Genomic DNA, 19,977 nt, shown 5'->3' with positions numbered 1-19,977 from the left:
GCCCCAGATGACAGAAAAATAACGGGATGCAGGCTCACCCCAGCAGATAATGGGGCCGCTCGGCAAACCACTGGGCCAGCACCTGCTTGAACAGCCGGATCTTGCGCGGCACCCGGCGCTGCTGGGCGTGCAGCACATGGATCGGATGCAGGCCGGTCTGCCACTCCGTCAGCACGGCCACCAGCTCCCCTCGGGCCAGGCTGGCCTCCACCAGCATCAGTGGACACTTGGCAAAGCCCATGCCCGCCCGGGCCAGTTGCAGCAGGGTGCTGTAGTGGTTGGCCCGCACTCGCCCCTGCACCAGGATGTGCGCCTCCTCTTCCCCCTGGCGAAAGTGCCACTGCTCCCAGTCCGGGTTGTGGCCCTGCAGCAGGCAGGAGCGCCCCCCCAGCTCATAGGGAGTGGCGGGGATCCCCTCTCGCGCCAGCAGGGCGGGGCTTGCCACCACCACATCCTTGAGCCTGCCGAGCGGCAGGGCCACCAGGTTGTCGGGAATCAGCTCCATGGCCCGCAGAGCGATGTCATTCTCCCCCTGGCTCATGTCGATCATGGCATTGGTGAAGTTGAGCTCGACCTGGACGCCGGGGCACAGCTCGGCAAAACGGGCGAGCAGCTCGCTCACCATGCGGTCCCCCGTGCTGACCGGGCAGGTGAAGCGCAGGCGGCCGCTGTCCTCCTCGGTCAGGGCGCGGATCCCCTCCTCCGCCTCCCGGGCCAGGGCGAAGATCTCGCCGGCCTGCAGGTGAAGCACCCGCCCCGCCTCGGTCAGGCTGAGTCTGCGGGTCGTGCGCTGGAGCAGCTGGGCATTGAGGGCGGACTCCAGGGCGCTGACATGGCGACTCAGCATCCCCTTGCTCACCCCCAGTGCATCGGCAGCGGCGGAGAAACTGCCCCGCTGCACCACTTCATAGAAACTGGCCAGGTGAGTGATATCCATCATTAGCACCAATATGGAAACAATGGGTTCATCATAAGAGCTTTTTCTCCCTTTTTATCCCGCTATCATCAACTCATCTCAACCAGGAGCGATAGATATGAAGATTGTGATTGTGGGTGCCTCCGGCACCATTGGCGCCGCCGTCAGCGAACTGCTTGCCCAGGATCATCAGGTGATCCGGGTCGGTCACAGCCAGGGGGATGCCAGAGTGGACATGCGCGACCCCGCCTCCATCCGGGCGCTCTTCGAGCAGGTCGGGTCCTTCGATGCCCTGGTGGTCGCCAGCGGCAGCGTCGCCTTCAATGCCCTGACCGAGATGACGGACGAGCAGTGGCAGGTAGGGCTTCAGAGCAAGCTGATGGGCCAGATCAACCTGACCCGGGCCGCCATTGCCCACCTGAGCGACCGTGGCTCCATCACCCTCATCAGCGGCATTCTGAGCGAGGAGCCCATCCACTGGGGGGTGAGCGCCACCACCATCAACGGTGCCATCGAGCACTTCGTGAAAGGGGCCGCCTGCGAGCTGCCAAGGGGCATTCGCATCAACGTGGTCAGCCCCACTGTGCTGGAAGAGTCCATGGGCAAGTATGCCGACTTCTTCCCGGGCTTCGTGCCGGTACCCGCCGCCCGGGTGGCCCAGGCCTACAAGAAATCGGTACTGGGGGTACAGACCGGTCAGATCTTCCGGGTCAATGGCTGAGCGCTCCGGACAACCCAATGAAAACGGGCCCCGTCATGGGGCCCGTTTTGTCATCTGCGTTGCAAGCGCCTCGCCAGCCACCGGCAAACGTTTGTGCGCCTGCGGCAAAAAAAGCGGTCGGCCTCAGTCGATCAGGCCGTACTGCTCCCGCAGTACCTCGATGATCTCCTGCTTCGGATTGGCACTGCGTACCAGCGGCTGACCGATGATCTTCTCGGCGATCCCCACATAGGTGCGGGAGATATCCATCATCACCTCGGTGGGCAGCTTGTTGTCACGGGCCAGGGCGAAGCGCTCGGGCATGCGGTTCTTGTTGAGCAGGATGTCCGGATCCGGGAAGTGGTTCAGCAGCCACTGGCGGAAGCCCTCTTTGGACTTCTCGATGATCTCGCCGCCGCGAAGGGCTGCGCCGTCCCAGATGCGGGAGCTGTCGGGGGTGCCCACTTCATCCATGTAGATGAGCTTCTCGCGACCGGCGGCATCGGTCACGTAACCGAACTCGAACTTGGTGTCGACGAAGACCTGATCCAGGGCAGCCAGCGCCTCGCTGATGACGTTGAAGCCCTCTTTGAGCAGCGCCTCGTAGCGGTCGATGTCCGCCGGGGAGCGGAAGCCGAAGGCCTGATGGTGGCGCTCGATGTCGCCGCAGGAGACGTTGACGTCGTCCGCTTCCGGCACGCCATCCAGCCCCTTGAGGATCCCCTTGGTGGACGGGGTGATGAGGATCTCGGGCAGCTTCTGATCCTTCTTGAGCCCTTCCGGCAGGGTGATGCCGCAGAATTCCCGCTCACCATCCTTGTAGGCACGCCACATGGAGCCGGTGATGTACTGGCGGGCAATGGCCTCGATCATCACGGGACGGGCTTTTTGCACGATCCAGACGAAGGGGTGCGGGATGTCCAGGATGTGGCTGTCCGCCAGCCCCTGCTCCTTGAACAGCTTGAACCAGTGGCTGGAGATGGCATTGAGCGCCGCACCCTTGCCCGGCACGCCGTTCAGACCGTCCACCCCTTGCCAGATGCAGTCGAAAGCCGAGATGCGATCACTGATCACCATGAGGGCCAGGGGCGTATCGGCCGGCACATCATAGCCTTTCTCCCGAATGAGCCGGGCACTGTCTGCCGGGGTCAACCAGTAGACGCTGCGCACTTTGCCGGAATGGACAGGTTTATCGGTACGGATCGGCAAATCGTCGTTCACCGCCAATACTTGATCTGCAAGACTCATGGCTAATAACACTTCCTGTTGTGGGACTAGTTAGGCAGGGGCACCAGACCCCTGTCTGTGGGGGATTCACATCATCAGGTACTCAGGCCCGGGGCAACCGGCTCGGCACGCTGGCCCTGCGGCAACCCGGACATAACAAAACAGGGGCGCGAGGCCCCTGTTTCCATGCTTACTTCGCCCCCTGATCGGCCAAGCCCTTGGCAAAGGCCTCGGACAGGCTGATGTACATCTGGGAGATGACACCGGATGCGACAGGCTTCTTGTCCTTGTCGAACAGGGTGATGGAGGTCTTGCCGCCCGTCATCTCGCCGAGCTGGAAGCGATACTTGTCTTCCTCGAGCTTGAAGGGTTCCGCTCCCTTGGCCTTCCAGAACTCGCTGTCCGGCTCATCGTATTCCACGTCGATCCAGCCCAGGGACTGCTGGGTGTCCTTGATGGTGAAACCATAGGCAGGCAGCACCTGATTGAGGCGGCGCCACACCTGGTCAAACGACCCTTCGGCAATCCAGGCGCTCAGCTCGTTGTTGTCCAGACCCAGCTCCAGCCCCATGCCATCGCTGGACTTGTGCTGTTCACGGGCCTTGAGCTGCTTGTCGTAATAGAGGGAGAACTGGTTCAGGGCGCGGGTAGCATAACGCTGGGCGTCCGCCGGCGTCAGCACAGTGCTGGTCTCGCCGTCGATGGTCTCTTCGTGATCCAGCACCCGTACCGACATCTTGATGGCGTGGCGCTGCACATCGTTGCGCAGGGTGAACTGGTAACGCTGACGGATCTTGAAGTCATCGTCATCTTCCGCCCAGCCATCGAGCACCGCTGAGTTGTCAAACCAGCCGGTCTGCAAGACGCCGTCCTGTTGATCCAGCTTCTCGGTGGTGACCTTGTGTTCGGCCAGGAAGTTCATCAGGAAGGCCCAGGTATCGCGCTCCACGCTCTGGGAGGTGCTGAGGGCATAGAAGGCGACGGTTGGCTCGCTGGCATTGGCCACCACCTGGCTGCCGGGCACCACGGTGAGCAACTGGGCGGGCGGACGCACGTCCACCTTGGCCCCGAGGGCGCCCTCACGGCTGCTCTCGGGCAGGGCCGGAATGTCGAAATTGCTGTTAAAGGCGGGGGTACTCAACCCGGCGGGCACAAGGAAGGCGCGGCCTTCGAGGCGGCTCTCTTCATACTCGAAGCCACGGTTGGCCATTTTGCGTTCCTGGGGTGAGCTGCAGGCAGCCAGCACGGCCACCGTCGCGACACTCAGTACCAGGCGCACTGCATTTCCCTTTCCATTTGCTTTAAACACTCGCCATCAACTCCGCAGTCGTCAGTGCTCGCGCCATCGCCGCTTCCCCCTCGGGGGTGAGATCGGTCAGGGGCAGACGCAAGGTCGCCGTCGCCATCAATCCCAGCCGGGCACAGGCCCATTTCACCGGGATGGGACTCGGTTCACAGAACAGAGTCTGATGCAACGGCATCAATCGATTGTTGATGTCATGAGCCTGCCCGGCATCACCGGCCAGGGCAGCACGACACATGTCGGCCATCTGGGGCGCCGCAATATTGGTGGTGACCGAAATGACACCATCGCCCCCTTGCAGCATAAAATCACATCCGCTGGCGTCATCGCCACTATAAAGCGCAAAATCCGGCCCGCACAGTTCGCGCAGCAGCGGGGTACGGCCAAGATCGCCAGTCGCTTCTTTCAAACCTATGATGCCGGGCACCTTGGCCAGACGGGCCACCGTCTCGGGTTTGAGGTCACAGCAGGTGCGACCGGGCACATTATAGAGAATTTGAGGCAGACCACTAGCCTCGGCGATCGCACAATAGTGACGATAGAGGCCTTCCTGGGTGGGTTTGTTGTAATAGGGGGTAACCGAGAGACCCGCCACCACGCCCATGGTGGCGAAACGCCGGGAGAGGGCGATGGCATGAGCAGTATTGTTGGAGCCGCAGCCCGCGATGACGGGAATGCGTCCGGCGGCGTATTCCACCGTCTTCTCAACCACGGCGATATGTTCCTGCTCGCTCAGGGTGACCGACTCTCCCGTGGTTCCCACGGCGACGATGGCGCTGGTCCCGGCATCCACATGATATTCCACCAGCGCTGCCAGACTGACCCAATCGATGTCGCCCGAAGGCAGCATGGGGGTAACGAGCGCAACAATACTACCGCGTAACATGGATAATTCTCCCGATTTTCAGGGGCGTAATGGTAAAGCTGCCCCTTTTGAAAAACAAGGGAGGCAGGGGACAAGCCGTGTTACCATCCGGCACAAAACGTATGAATGCACGAGCGCACAAGAGGCCTCACGGCAGGGTGCCGGCACCCGCGGTCAACGCATTCTCAATAATGGACGAGAGACGATTTATGACTCATTACCTGGTCGTAACGGCCATCGGCACGGACAGGCCTGGCATCGTCAATGAGGTGACCCGTCACGTCAGTGGCTGCGGTTGCAACATTGTCGACAGCCGTCTTGGCATCTTCGGCAACGAATTCACCTTCATCATGCTCCTGTCCGGTGACTGGAACAGCCTGATGCAACTGGAAATCAGCCTCCCACTGCGCAGCCAGGAGTGGGATCTCATCACCATGATGAAACGCACCGAGCGCCACCACTCCCTGCAATATGACATCAGCGCCAGCGCAGAGGTGCTGATCCGGGATCAGCCGGGCATCGTAAGTCAGTGCACCCAGTTCTTCAGCGATCACGGCTGGGACATCCAGGCCATGCAGACCATCACCCTGGAACAGCAGCCCTTCAACCTGCTCAAGGCGAACTTTCAGTTGAATCTCTCCAAGCAGGGAGAAGAGCCCGGCTCGAAGACAGCCTTCGCCGATTTCTGTCGTGGACTGGGCGCCGAGTCGTTCGAATTCATCGTCAATCACAAGTACGCCTGACGGCGTTTATCCGAGGAGACCCCATGTCACCACTAGAAGCTGGTACCCAGGCCCCCGATTTCTCCCTCTCCGATCAGGACGGCAATCAGGTTCGCCTCGCCGACCTGCGCGGCAAGAAGGTGCTGATCTATTTCTACCCCAAGGCGATGACCCCGGGTTGCACCACCCAGGCCTGCGGTCTGCGCGACGTCAATAGCGAGCTGGCTGCCCTCAATGTGGTGGTGCTCGGCATCAGCCCTGACAGCGCCAAGCGCCTGAAAAAGTTCGAGGAGCGCGACAACCTCAACTTCCGCCTGCTGGCCGATGAGGATCACACGGTGGCCGATGCCTTTGGCGTCTGGGGCCCGAAGAAGTTCATGGGCAAGGAGTATGACGGCATCCATCGACTGAGCTTCCTCATCGACGAAGAGGGCAAGGTTGCCCATCGCTTCGACAAGTTCAAGACCAGCGATCACCATCAGGTGGTGCTCGACCTCGTCAAGGGGTAAGCCACCAGCGGCATTGTTGCAGGGCTCGCCATGGCGGGCCCTGCTCGTTTCACCACGGCATCAGCCCCCACTCTCTGGCGGCTCACCAGGGCGCCTCCTCCCCCTTTTCTCGCCAACCTCCCCTCTCAGATCAAAAAATTCATCCTGGATATGGGTTAACGTGACCCCAGATTCATTTTCCAGCGAGACAGCCCATGAACATGAGCCACACCGAACGCCTGATCCTGAGCAACCAGTACGAGATCCTGGCCAAACTCAATCCGGAAAAGGCGGCGTTTTACCAGCGTGCCAGCACCATCGTCGAGCGCGGCTACTGCCTGCAAATCCTCGAGCTGGAGAAGAGCTTCGGCCATCTGGACCTCGCCACCTGCCAGGAGGTGCTGGACACCCTGGAGCTGCACCATGCACTGGCCATCTCCTGGGGTAACCTGGATGCCAGCGCCCGGGCCGATGTCAACGAGAGCCGCCTTGCCTTCAACGGCTACAGCCGCAGCCAGGAGCGGGAACTGGCGGATTACGTCTGCTTCCTGCTGGAAGTGGACAAGCGCTTCCCCGAACTGCCCTGCCCCTGCGATGAGCTCTCCAGCGACATCGCCATGCGGGACAAGTACCAGCGCATGCTGGCGGTCTGGCGTCAGTGCCCCCGTCAGTACAAGCTCTCCATCCAGGAGATCAGCAAGGTGCTGGCCGCCTGAATGTGAAAAAGGCGCCTGAGGGCGCCTTTGTCGTCAGTCTGACTTCGGAAAGTCATTCGTAGAGGAAGGATTTGTCCAGCTGCTTGAAGGCGGCGTTGAGGGTATCGGCCAGCTCTTCGTAGCGGGGACGGGCCACCAGCTGACGTTGACCGCCCTGCTCGTTCATCTTGCCGTTTATCTCCCGATACCAGGTGGCGAGGGAGGGGGGCAGCCGGGTATCGGCGCGCTGGCCGAGCCAGTAGTACCCTTGCAGCGGCAGGCTGAGCAGGAAGAGCACGGACGCCATCACGGAGGGCCAGTAATGAAGCTCGCCAAACTGGAACTGCACCATGACGCTGAGCACCGCAAGTGCCGGGATCACCTTGAGGGCGAATTCGGTGGCCTTGATCACCCGATTCTCCGGGAACATGGAATTAAGCTCGGGACGGCGCGGCCAAAGAGTCATATAATGACGGCCTTGCTGTAATTTAGTTCCAAAAATGTTCATGCTCATGCTACCTCCGAGCTCTTTTCGAACGCATTAACGGCAAAACCTCGACAATATTTGAGAGGCAATAACAAAGGTTGAGGATGACTTTGTTATTTTTCAACAATCAGGTTATCCTTTGTACGCCCATTTTTACGCTGGGGCACGGCCACTGACCAGTCAGGGACGTCTGAATTTCGGGTCTTGTATCACTATACAAGGGGCAAGCAACAGATTGCCAACCCTCATAAGGATAAGTTGATAGTTTTTGGACGCACCGCGTCCGGCGCATCCTCCAACCCAACCCAATCTGCGATAGGATTTATTCATGAGTAAGCTGGTTCTTGTTCTTAACTGTGGCAGCTCGTCCCTGAAGTTTGCTGTCATTGACGCAACCACCGGTGATGACCTGCTGTCCGGCCTGGCCGAATGCTTCAACCTCGACGACGCCCGCATCAAGTGGAAGCTGAACGGCGAGAAAGGCAACGCTGATCTGGGTGCCGGTGCCGCTCACCAGGAAGCGCTGGACTTCATCGTTCACAAGATCCTGCCGCTCAACCCGGAACTGTCCAAGAACCTGATCGCCATCGGCCACCGCGTGGTACACGGCGGCGAGCGTTTCACCTCCTCCGTTCGCATCTGTGATGACGTCATTGCCGGCATCGAAGCCGCCATTCCTTACGCACCGCTGCACAACCCGGCTCACCTGATCGGTATCCGTGCCGCCCTGAAGGTCTTCCCGGAACTGGCCGAGAAGAACGTCGCCGTGTTCGACACCGCCTTCCACCAGACCATGCCGGAAGAAGCCTTCCTGTACGCCCTGCCGTACAAGCTCTACAAAGAGAACGGCATCCGTCGCTACGGCGCCCACGGCACCAGCCACTACTACATCAGCCTGGAAGCGGCCAAGCAGCTGAACAAGCCGGTGGAAGAGCTCAACATCATCAACTGCCACCTGGGCAACGGCGGCTCCGTCTGCGCCATCAAGAACGGCCAGTCCGTCGACACCTCCATGGGCCTGACCCCGCTGGAAGGCCTGGTGATGGGTACCCGTTCCGGTGACATCGATCCGGCCATCATCTTCTTCCTGCACGACAAACTGGGCATGAGCGTTGCCGAGATCAACACCATGCTGACCAAGGAATCCGGCCTGCAGGGTCTGACCGAAGTCACCTCCGACTGCCGTTTCGTTGAAGACAACTACGACAGCAAGGAAGAAGCCAAGCGCGCCATGGACGTGTACTGCTACCGTCTGGCTAAGTACATCGGTGCCTACGCCGCCGCCATGGACGGTCGTCTGGATGCCGTGGTCTTCACCGGTGGCATCGGCGAGAACTCCGCCCCGATCCGTGAGATCACCCTGAACAAGCTGGGCCTGCTGGGCTTTGACGTCGACCACGACGCCAACCTGAAGGCTCGCTTCGGCAAGGGCGGCGAGATCACCAAGGCTGGTTCCACCAAGGCCCTGGTTATCCCGACCAACGAAGAGTGGGTCATCGCCCACGACGCGCTGGAACTGGTCGGCGCATAAATTAGCTGTAGAGCAAGGCCGCCCCAGGGCGGCCTTTTCCTGATCCCAAAAAATGAACAAGGGGTAATAAGTGGCACGCACTATTATGCTCATCCCGGTCGGCACTGGTGTCGGCGTAACCTCCGTGAGTCTTGGCGTCGTTCGCGCCATGGAACGTCACGGTGTCAATGTCAGCTTCTTCAAACCGGTCGCCCAGCCGCGTCCGGGTGAAACCGGTACCGAGCGCTCCACCGCCGTGATCCGCGCCGCTGCCAACATCAACCCGCCCGAGCCGTTTGCCCTCTCCTACGCCGAGAACATGATCACCTCCAGCAACACCGACATCCTGCTGGAAGAGATCGTGGCCCGCTTCGAAGAGCACGTGAAGACCAGCGGCGCCGAAGTGGTGGTGATCGAGGGCCTGGTGCCGACCGACAAGCAACCCTTTGCCAACAAGCTGAACTACGACGTCGCCAAGGCGCTGGACGCCGACATGGTGTTCGTGACCCATCCGGGCAACGACTCCAGCCAGAAGCTCAAAGAGCGCATCGAGCTGGCCTGCTCCAACTTCGGTGGCGTCAACAACCCGCGCATCGTGGGCTGCGTCATCAACAAGGTGGGTGCCCCGGTTGACGAGCACGGCGTGACCCGTCCCGACCTGACCGAGATGTTCGAAGCGCACCACCACGGCGCCGATACCGGCCACAACCTGGAAGTGCTGCAGGTCTTCGGCAAGAGTCCGCTGCGCATCCTCGGCTGCATCCCCTGGAACACCCAGCTGATCGCCCCGCGCGCCAAGGATCTCGCCAAGCACCTGGCCGCCAAGATCATCAACAAGGGTGAGCTGGAAAGCCGCCGCCTGCAGACCGTGACCTTCTGCGCCCGCTCAATCCACAACATGATCGAGCACTTCCGTCCGGGCAGCCTGCTGGTGACCTCCGGCGACCGCTCCGACGTCATCGTCTCCGCCTGCCTGTCCGCCATGAACGGCGTCAAGCTGGGTGCCCTGCTGCTGACCGGCAACTACCACCCGGAACCCCAGGTGATGGCCCTGTGCCAACAGGCCATGGCCACCGGCCTGCCGATCATGATCACCGGCACCAACACCTGGCAGACCGCCGTCAGCCTGCAGAACTTCAACGTCGACATCCCGGAAGATGACCGCGAGCGTATCGAGCTGGTGCAGGACTACGTTGCTGGTCACATCGACAAGCACTGGATCGAGTCTCTCTCCGCCAAGTCCACCCGCTCCCGTCGCCTGAGCCCGCCGGCCTTCCGCTATCAGCTGACCGAGCTGGCCCGTCAGGCCAACAAGCGCGTCGTGCTGCCGGAAGGGGAAGAGCCGCGCACCATCAAGGCTGCCGCTATCTGTGCCGAGCGTGGCATCGCCCGTCCGGTGCTGCTGGGCAACCCGGAAGAGATCCGTCGTGTTGCCGAACAGCAGGGCGTGGTACTGACCGACCGCGTCGAGATCATCGATCCCGTTGCCGTGCGCGAGCGCTATGTGGCTCGTCTGGTCGAGCTGCGCAAGAACAAGGGTATGACCGAAGTGGTTGCCCGCGAGCAGCTGGAAGACAACGTGGTACTGGGTACCATGATGCTGGAGCGCAATGAAGTTGACGGCCTGGTATCCGGCGCCGTGCACACTACTGCCAACACCATCCGTCCGCCGATGCAGATCATCAAGACCGCTCCGGGCTCTTCCCTGATCTCCTCCATCTTCTTCATGCTGCTGCCGGACCAGGTGTTGGTCTACGGTGACTGCGCCATCAACCCGGATCCCACTGCCGAGCAGCTGGCCGAGATCGCCATCCAGTCCGCCGACTCCGCCGCCGCCTTCGGTATCGAGCCGCGCGTGGCCATGATCTCCTACTCCACCGGCACCTCCGGCGCCGGCGCGGACGTGGAGAAGGTGCGTGAAGCGACCGAGCTGGCCAAGGCCAAGCGTCCCGACCTCATCATCGACGGCCCGCTTCAGTACGATGCGGCCATCATGGAGAACGTCGCCAAGTCCAAGGCACCGAACTCCCCGGTTGCCGGCAAGGCCACCGTGTTCGTGTTCCCGGACCTGAACACCGGCAACACCACCTACAAGGCGGTACAGCGCTCCGCCGAGCTGGTCTCCATCGGCCCCATGCTGCAAGGCATGCGCAAGCCGGTCAACGACCTCTCCCGTGGCGCCCTGGTGGACGACATCGTCTACACCATCGCCCTGACCGGCATCCAGGCAGCCCAGGCCGAGTAGTCGACCCGCAGTCCGATACAATGAAAAACCCGCCGAGAGGCGGGTTTTTTTATGGCTCGCGCCCAGAAATGTTGATCCGCAAGATCAGGTCGGGATCCCGTCCGGATCTACAGACAGATCCGCGTTCCGCCCTTGGCAAGGCACGAGGGATAAGCAAACGCTCACACCCTCGCCAGGGGATTGCACAAATGCGATCCAGCCAGGATCAAATTGAAATATCCCTTTAAGATCATGAGACTAACGCCAGACACACCGCTAATCTACAGAGTTTTCCACAGCTTTTGTGGATAGTTTACCGATCATTTGAAAGAAAATGACAGGTGAAGACCCTCCCTTCCCCCTTCTCTTTCACCCCCTCGATAACCTCCTGATGCTGTGGCCTGCATCCCTACCGGCCCCCCCCACTTGCCCGCAACGCTGCCAGACACGAAAAAGGGCTCCGAAGAGCCCTTGAACAGCTATTTTCACATCCGGCCACATCAGGGACGCAGGGATTTGTCCGCCCGGGAGATGCCACAGACACCGGAGCGCACCACTTCGATGATCTCGTTGGTCTGGGCAGCCGTCTTGATGAAGGCGTCCAGCTTTTCGCTGGTCCCGACGAGCTGCACCGTGTAGAGCTCGGGGGTGACGTCGACGATCTGGCCACGGAAGATGTCCGCCAGCCGCTTCAGTTCGTCACGTGCACCACCGGCGGCGCGCGCCTTGACCAGCGCGATCTCCCGCTCGATGTGCTCACCCTCGCTCAGGTCACACACCTTGAGCACGTCCACCAGCTTGTGCAGCTGCTTCTGGATCTGCTCCAGCACCCGCTCATCTCCCATGGTGACGATGGTCATGCGGGACAGGGTGGGATCCTCGGTGGGGGCCACCGTCAGGGTCTCGATGTTGTAGCCGCGCTGGGAGAAGAGGCCTACCACACGGCTCAGGGCGCCGGATTCGTTCTCCAGCAGTACTGAAATGATGTGTCTCATCAGGTTCTCTCCGTCTTGCTCAGCCACATCTCGTCCATGGCGCCAAATTTGATCTGCATCGGATAGACGTGCTCGTCCGGATCGACCGAGATGTCCATGAACACCAGTCTGTCCTTCATGGCAAAGGCCTTCTCCATGGCGCTCTCCAGCTCCGCCGGATCGCTCACCGCGATGCCGACGTGGCCATAGGCTTCCGCCAGCTTGACGAAGTCAGGCAGGGATTCCATGTAGGAGTGGCTGTGGCGGCCACCGTAGAACATCTTCTGCCACTGCTTGACCATGCCCAGCGCACGGTTGTTGATGGAGATGATCTTGATGGGCACCCCGTACTGCATGCAGGTGGAGAGCTCCTGAATGTTCATCTGCACCGAGCCGTCGCCGGTGACGCAGCAGACCACCGCATCCGGGTTGGCAAACTGGGCGCCCATGGCGGCCGGAATGCCGAACCCCATGGTGCCGAGACCACCTGAGTTGATCCACTGACGTGGTTTGGCAAACGGGTAGTAGAGGGCGGCAAACATCTGGTGCTGGCCGACGTCGGAGGCGACGAACGCCTCCCCCTTGGTCACCTTGTAGAGAGTCTCGATGACCTGCTGCGGCTTGATCAGGGTGGGATGGGTTTCGTAGGCCAGGCAGTTGCGGGAGCGCCACTGGTTGATCTGCTCCCACCAGTCCGCCAGTACCTGCTTGTCGTTGTCGAAACCACACTCGCGGATCACTTCCAGCATCTGCTCCAGCACGGTTTCCACCGAGCCGACGATGGGCACATGAGCCTGCACCGTCTTGGAGATGGAGGTGGGATCGATGTCGATGTGGACTATGGTGGCATTCGGGCAGAACTTGGCCACGTTGTTGGTGACGCGGTCATCGAAGCGGGCACCCACGGCGAAGATGAGATCCGCGTTGTGCATGCTCTTGTTCGCTTCGAAGGTGCCGTGCATGCCGAGCATGCCGATGAACTGCGGATGGCTGCCGGAGAAAGCGCCCAGCCCCATGAGCGTGGTGGTCACCGGCAGGTTCAGCAGCTCCGCCAGCTTGGTCACCAGGTGATCCGCATTGGCGTTGATGGCGCCGCCACCCACGTACATGACCGGGCGGCTCGCCTCGGTCAGCAGCTTGGCAGCCCGCTTGATCTGGCCCTTGTGTCCCGCCTTGGTCGGATTGTAGGAGCGCAGGGAAACGGACTCGGGATACTGATAGGGGAACTTCTCTTTCGGATTCTGCACGTCTTTGGGCAGATCCACCACCACGGGCCCCGGGCGGCCACTGGCGGCAATGTAATAGGCCTTCTTGATGGCCTCGGGAATGTCGCTGGCTTTCTTGCACAGGAAGCTGTGCTTCACCACCGGGCGGGAGATGCCGATCATGTCGGTCTCCTGGAACGCATCCTCCCCGATCATGCTGGTCGGCACCTGGCCGGACAGGATCACCAGGGGAATGGAATCCATGTAGGCGGTGGCGATCCCCGTGATGCAGTTGGTGGCGCCGGGACCCGAGGTCACCAGCACAGTGCCCACCTTGCCGGTGGAGCGGGCGTAACCGTCCGCCATGTGCACTGCGGCCTGCTCGTGCCGCACCAGGACATGCTCCATCTTGCCGTTTTCGAAGAGAGCGTCATAGATGTCGAGCACTGAGCCACCAGGGTAGCCGAAAACGTGTTCCACTCCCTGATCTTCCAGCGCTCTAACCACCATCTGGGCGCCTGATAACATCTCCATGATAAAGCCCTCCAGGCTTTGCTCCGTTAAGCGAAAGCTATCGACAGTCCGCTGCTTCCCGGCAGCGCCGATCCGAGTCTTGTTGTTGTCTGCAGGCAGATCAGGCGAGTTCGGAGCCGTCGATAGTAGAAAAATAGGGGTTTTCCATCATTCACCCGAAAAGCGGGTGAAAAACCAACTTAACCCGCCCGTGAACGCTTGTCCACGGCTTTGTCTGGCCATAACAGTCATAAATTTCAAACAGCTATTAACATTCAGTGACTTGGCCACCAGACGGGCAACAAAGAGGGGCCCTGGGGGGAACAACCAGCGGATCATGCTGCCCGCGTCGGTCAGGAACAAAATAAACGGCCCACCCCGAGGGGGTGGGCCGTCAAAAACTGGCTGGTTTCACTGCTCGTCTTCGGGTTCTGCCAGCCAGATCTGCTGATCCGGATCCGTCTCTTCGCAGACCGAAATGCTGACACCCATGTCGAGCAGCTCATGCAGGGTGAGATTGTCTGCCAGAGTCATGGTGTCGCCGTTTTCATTGGTAAAGCGCATGCTGTCCGTCCTCTCCGTGGTGGGATCGACTCAGTTTAGTCAAAGGCGCTGAGTTGGGATAACCAGGGACGCTCCTGGCCGGTACGGCTGGCAAGCTCCCCCAGGCTGTCACACACCTCCTCCGGAAAGAGGGTCCTGCCCCAGAGGCGGCGGGAGAGCGCCCCCACCTCCTCCCCGGCCCCGGCCAGCAACCAGTCGGCCAGCTCTCCTGCCACATCGGGATAGCGTACCCTGCCAGGAGAAGGGGCCTCCAGCCAGCTTCGCACCGCATTGGCATCCAGGCTGTCCATCAACTGGGCCAGCCCCATCAGCTCCAGGGTCCTGCCGTTGGTCAACTGCTCGAACTGGCCACCCAGGGGTTTGACCAGCAGCTTCTTGCCAAGGGAGAGCGCCTCGGAGGCAAGCTCGAATCCCGCATTGCTGATGACCCCGCGACAACCTGCCAGCGCCAGCTTGAAGCCCTCTCTGGCCTGAGGTTCAAAGCGGATGTTGCGCCACTCGCTACGCTTGCGCACCTCGGGATGGAAGCAGATGAACGACTGCGTGCTGAAACGCGACAACAGGGCCGCGATCGTCTCTGTCTGCTCGAATGGCAGATAGACCAGGATCTGCTGGTTGTCCGGCACCGGCTCGAGGGGATCGACGATGGGAGGCAGTAGGGGCTGGCCGAAATGGAACCAGTGCAGCCCCAGGGACTGGCGTACCGGCGCAAAATGGCGCATCAGCTGACGGTTGAAGCCGCTCTCCCCCCAGCGCGGGATCGGCCAGTCGAAGCTCGCCTGATGGCTGATGGTGAGGCTGGGTTTGCCCCAGCGGCGAGCCGCATGGGCACTGAGCGGCTCGAAGTCGCTGATGACCAGATCGTACTCGCGACAATCGAGGGCACGCAGATCTTGCCAGAAACGCAGGGGAGAGAGTCCCTTGAGGGTGCGCCAGCCCGAGATGCGCCCCTGATGGCTGGCGAAAGTGATACCGGGGAAGGTGCGATAATCCCCGAACTCCCCCATCTCGAAGTAGCCGTCGGCGGCGCGCCCGCTGAACAGATAGTCCACCGCCACGCCCCTGCTCTTCAATGCGCGCGCCAGGGTCCGGCTACGACTGATGTGGCCGTTGCCGGTCCCCTGAACGCCGAACAGTATCCTCATCCCTGGCTCCAACCCAGCGCCCAGAGGGCGCAACCACCGCCAAGCAGCGCCCCGGCCACCAGATCACTCAGATAATGCACCCCGAGCAGCAGGCGGGACGCCCCCACCAGCGCGGCCCAGACAAACAGCAGCGGTGCCCAGAGCGGGAAACTGGCGGCCAGTACGGTCGCCATCAGAAAGGCGGCCGCGGTATGGCCCGAGGGCAGGCTGTAACGATCCGACGGGGTGATGAAGACAGGCAGCCCTGCCGGGCGCTGGCGTTTGAGGGCATTCTTGAGCAGCAGGTAGAGCGGCAACTCGAGGGCAAACGCCCAGAGCGCCACCCTGACCGCCTCCTGCCCGGCGCTCCCCTGCCACCAGAGCAGGCAGGCCGCCACGGCATAGAGGGGGCCGTCACCGGTACGGGAGACAAGCCGGCTTATCCTGGCCTGCGGCTGATTGTAGGGGTGGAGCAGGCAGACACGGCACACCCGCAGGTCCCATTGCTGGATCTTGTTCATCACGGCCCTCCCTTGCATCCTGAGTGCAGACTAGGAGGGCGGCATGACACTTCGTTGACGCCCAGATAACAGATTGATGAAAAAAAGGGCCCAGGGGCCCTTTTTCATCCGTCATCCCGGAAAAGTCAGTTCAGGGCACCGCGCAGGCCGTTTTCCATCAGGCGGCAGTTGTGGGCCGCGAGGCGGCTCATGAAGTGCTCGTCCACCGTCAGACCAAACACCTGTTCGTAGAGATCCTTCATCACGAAAGGCTGCCACATCATGCTGAGGAAGGAGATCTTCAGCATCTCGGGGTCCAGGTTGTCCGCCAGCTGGCCGTTGGAGCGCATGGATTCGAGCAGGGCATCGAACTGGGGAAGTTGGCGATCCAGCAGGCGGCTCAGCACAAAATCACGCCCCGGGCTCTTTTCAGTGGACAATGCGCTGGAGATGGCGGAGGTCAGCTCGCTGTTGGGCGCCATCACCTGATAGTAGGTATTGAGCAGATCGGTCAGGCTGCGGTTGCTGCTCTCGTCGTGCCAGGCTTGCTCAAGGGGCTCGGCCACATCCCCCAGCACCGCCTTGTAGAGGCCTTCCTTGCTGCCGAAGTAGTAGTGGATCATCGCCAGATTGGAGCCTGCCAGCTCGGCAATCTCGCGGGTCGTCACCTTGCTGTAGGGGGTGTTGAGAAAACGTTCGCGTGCGGCGGCAAGCAGCTTGTCACGAATGTCGGAACGTCCGACTGGACGGCCAGGTCTGCGTTTTTCCATGGAATACCTCAGATAATTCAGCAAGGGCTGATAAGTCGATCTGATTGTGCGGGTGATCGAGTACAGCAGGAATGACCAGATAATCAGGCATGAACCGAATATGGGACAAGAGAATTTGCACTCCTTTACAATCCGATTAAATAAACCAGTGGATTGAACCTGTCCATTCCGGTTGACACAGCATAAAAATCTCGTTATTGGTAGTAGCGTTATCGACTGGAAGGATTGAGACATCATGCGTATTGCCGCTCCGCTACTACTGCTCTCCCTAATCGCGACTCCTCGCGCGGGATCCTTGTAGCCGGGCTAAGGCATAGCCGGAATTTACAGAAACCCGTGCACCCCGCACGGGTTTTTTTATGCCATGCAGGATGCACGCAGCGAACTTAGGAAGAGGGAAGTCACATGTCAGATCGGGTCATCATATTCGACACCACCTTGCGTGATGGTGAGCAGGCGCTGTCGGCCAGCTTGACGGTCAAGGAGAAGCTGCAGATCGCCCAGGCGCTGGAGCGGCTCGGTGTCGATATCATGGAAGTGGGTTTCCCCGTCTCCTCCCCCGGCGATTTTCAATCGGTTCAGACCATCGCCCGCCACATCAAGAACAGCCGGGTCTGCGCCCTGGCTCGCGCCCTGCAAAAAGACATCGATGCCGCCGGCGAAGCCTTGAAAGTGGCAGAGGCGTTTCGCATCCATACCTTCATCTCCACCTCCTCCATCCACGTGGAGAGCAAGCTGAAAAAGAGCTTCGAAGACGTGCTGGAGATGGGGGTCGGCGCCATCAAGCACGCCTTGCGCTACACCGATGACGTGGAGTTCTCCTGCGAAGATGCGGGCCGCACCCCGATAGACAACCTGTGCCGCATGGTGGAAGCCGCCATCAAGGCCGGCGCCCGCACCATCAATATCCCGGATACCGTGGGCTACACGGTGCCGACCGAATTCTCCGGCATCATCTACACCCTGTTCAACCGGGTACCCAACATCGACAAGGCCATCATCTCGGTGCACTGCCACGACGATCTGGGCCTCTCGGTGGCCAACTCCATCAGTGCCGTGCAGATGGGGGCCCGCCAGATCGAGTGCACCATCAACGGCATCGGCGAGCGTGCTGGCAACTGCTCCCTGGAAGAGGTCGCGATGATCCTGAAAACCCGCGCCGACCTGCTCGGGGTACACACCAACATCCGCCACAGCGAGATCCATCGGACCAGCACCCTCGTCAGTCAAATCTGCAACATGCCGGTGCAGCCCAACAAGGCCATCGTCGGCGCCAACGCCTTCTCCCACAGCTCAGGCATCCATCAGGACGGCGTGCTCAAGGCGAAGAACACCTATGAAATCATCACCCCCGAGAGCATCGGTCTCACCCAGAACAACCTCAACATGACCTCCCGCTCCGGCCGCCACGTCATCAAGCACCGGATGGAGTCCATGGGCTACGCCGAGAGCAGCTACGACCTCGACGATCTCTACGCCAAGTTCCTCACCCTGGCCGACAAGAAGGGCCAGGTGTTCGACTACGACCTGGAGGCCCTCGCCTTCTTCAGCCAGATCCATGAGGAGCCCGAGCACTTCAAGCTGGAGTACCTCGGCGTGCAGAGCGGCAGCTCGGTGCTCGCCACCGCCTCGGTCAAGCTCAAGGTAGGCCAGGATCTGATCTGCGAAGCCGCCACCGGCAACGGCCCGGTGGATGCGGTCTACCAGTGCATCAACCGCATCACCGGCTACGAGATCCGCATCGATAAATACGAACTCAAGGGCAAGGGCGAGGGCAAGAACGCCCTCGGCCAAGTGGACATCGTCGCCGAGTACAAGGGGCGCAAGTTCCACGGCATGGGGCTGGCCACCGACATCATCGAATCCTCGGCCCAGGCCCTGGTCCACGTGATCAACAGCATCTGGCGCGCGGACCAGGTGGCCGAGCAGATGGAGCGCAACCACACCATCAAATCGGAAACCGTCTGAGCCCGCCGCCGGACAAGATGACAGCATGACATGGGGAGGACCGGGGCCAGGGCAGTGGCCCGGACCGGCCTCCCGGATGAAACGGAATCACACTATCAAGACGGAGAGAGTATGAGCAGTTATCGGATCGCAGTATTGCCGGGTGACGGCATTGGCCCGGAAGTGATGGCTGAGGCCATCAAGGTACTGGAAAAGGTGCAGACCAAATTCGGCTTCTCCCTCGACTATGACCGTCACGACGTCGGCGGCATCGCCATCGACAACCACGGCACACCGCTGCCCCAGAGCACGATCAAAGGCTGCGAAGCGGCCGATGCGGTGCTGTTCGGATCGGTGGGTGGCCCCAAGTGGGAGCACCTGCCGCCCAACGATCAGCCGGAGCGCGGTGCCCTGCTGCCCCTGCGTGCCCACTTCAAACTGTTCTGCAACCTGCGCCCGGCCCGCATCTACACCGGTCTGGAGCAGTTCTCCCCGCTGCGTGCCGACATCTCCGATCGCGGCTTCGACATCGCCTGCGTGCGCGAGCTGACCGGCGGCATCTATTTCGGCCAGCCCAAGGGGCGTGAAGGGGAAGGCGCCACCGAGAAGGCCTTCGACACCGAGGTGTACCACCGCTTCGAGATCGAGCGCATCGCCAAGATAGCGTTTGAATCGGCCCGGGTGCGCAAGTCCAGGGTCACCTCCATCGACAAGGCCAACGTGCTCGCCTCCTCCATCCTGTGGCGCGAGGTGGTGACCGAGGTCGCCAAGTCCTACCCGGACGTGGCCCTGAACCACATGTACATCGACAACGCCACCATGCAGCTCATCAAGGATCCGTCCCAGTTCGACGTGCTGCTCTGCTCCAACCTGTTCGGTGACATCCTCTCCGACGAGTGCGCCATGATCACTGGCTCCATGGGCCTGCTCCCCTCCGCCAGCCTCAACGAATCCGGCTTCGGCCTGTTCGAGCCGGCCGGTGGCTCGGCCCCGGATATCGCCGGCAAGGGGATTGCGAATCCCATCGCCCAGATCCTCTCCGCCGCCCTGATGCTGCGTTACAGTCTCGGCCAGGAAGCCGCCGCCCAGGCCATCGAGCAGGCTGTGGCCCAGACCCTGGCAGAAGGCTATTTCACCGCCGACCTGCATCAGGCCAGCGCCACGCACCCGGTGCAGAGCACGGCCGACATGGGCAGCCAGATCGCCGCGCGCATCTGATCCCACGGCATCGATAACAAGGAAA

General features: G+C 61.2%; 19 protein-coding genes. 8 read left to right on the top strand and 11 right to left on the bottom strand.

Annotated features, from left to right (window positions below; genetic code table 11):
* Positions 1–34: 34 nt before the first annotated feature.
* Entirely contained in the window at positions 35–937 is a 903-nt protein-coding gene (locus AB7E19_RS00150; RefSeq protein ID WP_010673171.1) for a LysR family transcriptional regulator, read from the bottom strand.
* A gap of 97 nt (positions 938–1,034) precedes the next feature.
* Between AB7E19_RS00150 and AB7E19_RS00145 the strand changes: the two genes are divergently transcribed.
* Positions 1,035–1,637, top strand: a complete 603-nt coding sequence (locus AB7E19_RS00145; RefSeq protein WP_041211120.1) for a short chain dehydrogenase — start codon at positions 1,035–1,037, stop codon at positions 1,635–1,637.
* Between the two features lie 123 nt (positions 1,638–1,760).
* Here the strand turns inward: AB7E19_RS00145 and AB7E19_RS00140 are convergent, their stop codons facing one another.
* The 3 genes from AB7E19_RS00140 to dapA all read right to left on the bottom strand — a co-directional run bounded on the left by AB7E19_RS00140 (position 1,761) and on the right by dapA (position 5,032).
* Positions 1,761–2,864, bottom strand: coding sequence for a phosphoribosylaminoimidazolesuccinocarboxamide synthase (locus AB7E19_RS00140; protein ID WP_427934397.1), 1,104 nt, complete (start codon positions 2,862–2,864; stop codon positions 1,761–1,763).
* A 169-nt stretch (positions 2,865–3,033) separates the two neighbouring features.
* Positions 3,034–4,152, bottom strand: coding sequence for an outer membrane protein assembly factor BamC (gene bamC, locus AB7E19_RS00135; RefSeq protein WP_029313833.1), 1,119 nt, complete (start codon positions 4,150–4,152; stop codon positions 3,034–3,036).
* Positions 4,145–5,032: a 4-hydroxy-tetrahydrodipicolinate synthase gene (gene dapA, locus AB7E19_RS00130; protein WP_029313831.1), complete on the bottom strand. Its 888-nt coding sequence runs from the start codon at positions 5,030–5,032 to the stop codon at positions 4,145–4,147. Before dapA ends, bamC begins: the two co-directional genes overlap by 8 nt.
* A gap of 188 nt (positions 5,033–5,220) precedes the next feature.
* Here dapA and AB7E19_RS00125 point away from each other — a divergent pair, with 188 nt between their 5' ends.
* From AB7E19_RS00125 to AB7E19_RS00115, 3 genes are all read left to right on the top strand, one after another.
* Positions 5,221–5,754 carry a glycine cleavage system protein R gene (locus AB7E19_RS00125; protein WP_010673166.1) on the top strand — a complete coding sequence of 178 codons (534 nt, stop codon included), beginning with the start codon at positions 5,221–5,223 and terminating at the stop codon, positions 5,752–5,754.
* Positions 5,755–5,777: 23 nt separating this feature from the next.
* The gene (gene bcp, locus AB7E19_RS00120) at positions 5,778–6,242 is read left to right on the top strand and encodes a thioredoxin-dependent thiol peroxidase (protein ID WP_322131024.1); all 465 of its coding nucleotides are present in this window, start codon (positions 5,778–5,780) and stop codon (positions 6,240–6,242) included.
* Positions 6,243–6,436: 194 nt separating this feature from the next.
* Positions 6,437–6,937, top strand: a complete 501-nt coding sequence (locus tag AB7E19_RS00115) for a YfbU family protein (protein WP_039040945.1) — start codon at positions 6,437–6,439, stop codon at positions 6,935–6,937.
* Between the two features lie 52 nt (positions 6,938–6,989).
* Here AB7E19_RS00115 and yfbV read toward each other — a convergent pair whose 3' ends face one another.
* Positions 6,990–7,430 carry a terminus macrodomain insulation protein YfbV gene (gene yfbV / locus AB7E19_RS00110; RefSeq protein ID WP_029313829.1) on the bottom strand — a complete coding sequence of 147 codons (441 nt, stop codon included), beginning with the start codon at positions 7,428–7,430 and terminating at the stop codon, positions 6,990–6,992.
* A gap of 301 nt (positions 7,431–7,731) precedes the next feature.
* Here yfbV and AB7E19_RS00105 point away from each other — a divergent pair, with 301 nt between their 5' ends.
* Together AB7E19_RS00105 and pta are read left to right on the top strand one after the other, a co-directional pair.
* The gene (locus AB7E19_RS00105) at positions 7,732–8,934 is read left to right on the top strand and encodes an acetate kinase (protein WP_010673162.1); all 1,203 of its coding nucleotides are present in this window, start codon (positions 7,732–7,734) and stop codon (positions 8,932–8,934) included.
* 70 nt (positions 8,935–9,004) lie between these two features.
* A complete protein-coding gene (gene pta, locus AB7E19_RS00100) occupies positions 9,005–11,158 on the top strand; it encodes a phosphate acetyltransferase (RefSeq protein ID WP_010673161.1) in 2,154 nt (717 codons plus the stop codon).
* A 479-nt stretch (positions 11,159–11,637) separates the two neighbouring features.
* Here the strand turns inward: pta and ilvN are convergent, their stop codons facing one another.
* The 6 genes from ilvN to AB7E19_RS00070 form a co-directional block, all read right to left on the bottom strand.
* Positions 11,638–12,132, bottom strand: a complete 495-nt coding sequence (gene ilvN, locus AB7E19_RS00095) for an acetolactate synthase small subunit (protein WP_010673160.1) — start codon at positions 12,130–12,132, stop codon at positions 11,638–11,640.
* Complete coding sequence (locus tag AB7E19_RS00090) at positions 12,132–13,850, bottom strand: acetolactate synthase 3 large subunit (protein WP_316286774.1); 1,719 nt, start codon at positions 13,848–13,850, stop codon at positions 12,132–12,134. The genes ilvN and AB7E19_RS00090 overlap by 1 nt, the downstream gene beginning before the upstream one ends.
* A 390-nt stretch (positions 13,851–14,240) precedes the next feature.
* Complete coding sequence (locus AB7E19_RS00085; RefSeq protein ID WP_010673158.1) at positions 14,241–14,393, bottom strand: hypothetical protein; 153 nt, start codon at positions 14,391–14,393, stop codon at positions 14,241–14,243.
* Between the two features lie 35 nt (positions 14,394–14,428).
* Positions 14,429–15,538: an MJ1255/VC2487 family glycosyltransferase gene (locus tag AB7E19_RS00080; RefSeq protein WP_029313827.1), complete on the bottom strand. Its 1,110-nt coding sequence runs from the start codon at positions 15,536–15,538 to the stop codon at positions 14,429–14,431.
* Positions 15,535–16,038, bottom strand: a complete 504-nt coding sequence (locus AB7E19_RS00075) for a phosphatase PAP2 family protein (RefSeq protein WP_039041177.1) — start codon at positions 16,036–16,038, stop codon at positions 15,535–15,537. The genes AB7E19_RS00080 and AB7E19_RS00075 overlap by 4 nt, the downstream gene beginning before the upstream one ends.
* Before the next feature lie 125 nt (positions 16,039–16,163).
* Positions 16,164–16,787 carry a TetR/AcrR family transcriptional regulator gene (locus AB7E19_RS00070; protein WP_010673155.1) on the bottom strand — a complete coding sequence of 208 codons (624 nt, stop codon included), beginning with the start codon at positions 16,785–16,787 and terminating at the stop codon, positions 16,164–16,166.
* Positions 16,788–17,192: 405 nt separating this feature from the next.
* Here AB7E19_RS00070 and leuA point away from each other — a divergent pair, with 405 nt between their 5' ends.
* Together leuA and leuB are read left to right on the top strand one after the other, a co-directional pair.
* Positions 17,193–18,755 (top strand): 2-isopropylmalate synthase, encoded by a 1,563-nt coding sequence (gene leuA / locus AB7E19_RS00065; RefSeq protein ID WP_322131025.1) that lies wholly within the window; start codon positions 17,193–17,195, stop codon positions 18,753–18,755.
* Between the two features lie 111 nt (positions 18,756–18,866).
* Positions 18,867–19,952, top strand: a complete 1,086-nt coding sequence (leuB, locus tag AB7E19_RS00060) for a 3-isopropylmalate dehydrogenase (protein ID WP_039041178.1) — start codon at positions 18,867–18,869, stop codon at positions 19,950–19,952.
* Positions 19,953–19,977 lie beyond the last annotated feature (25 nt).

This window comes from Aeromonas sp. (genome assembly GCF_050252055.1).
In the GTDB taxonomy this organism is placed as follows: domain Bacteria; phylum Pseudomonadota; class Gammaproteobacteria; order Enterobacterales; family Aeromonadaceae; genus Aeromonas; species Aeromonas caviae.
This window is presented reverse-complemented; position numbering and strand designations above follow the sequence as displayed.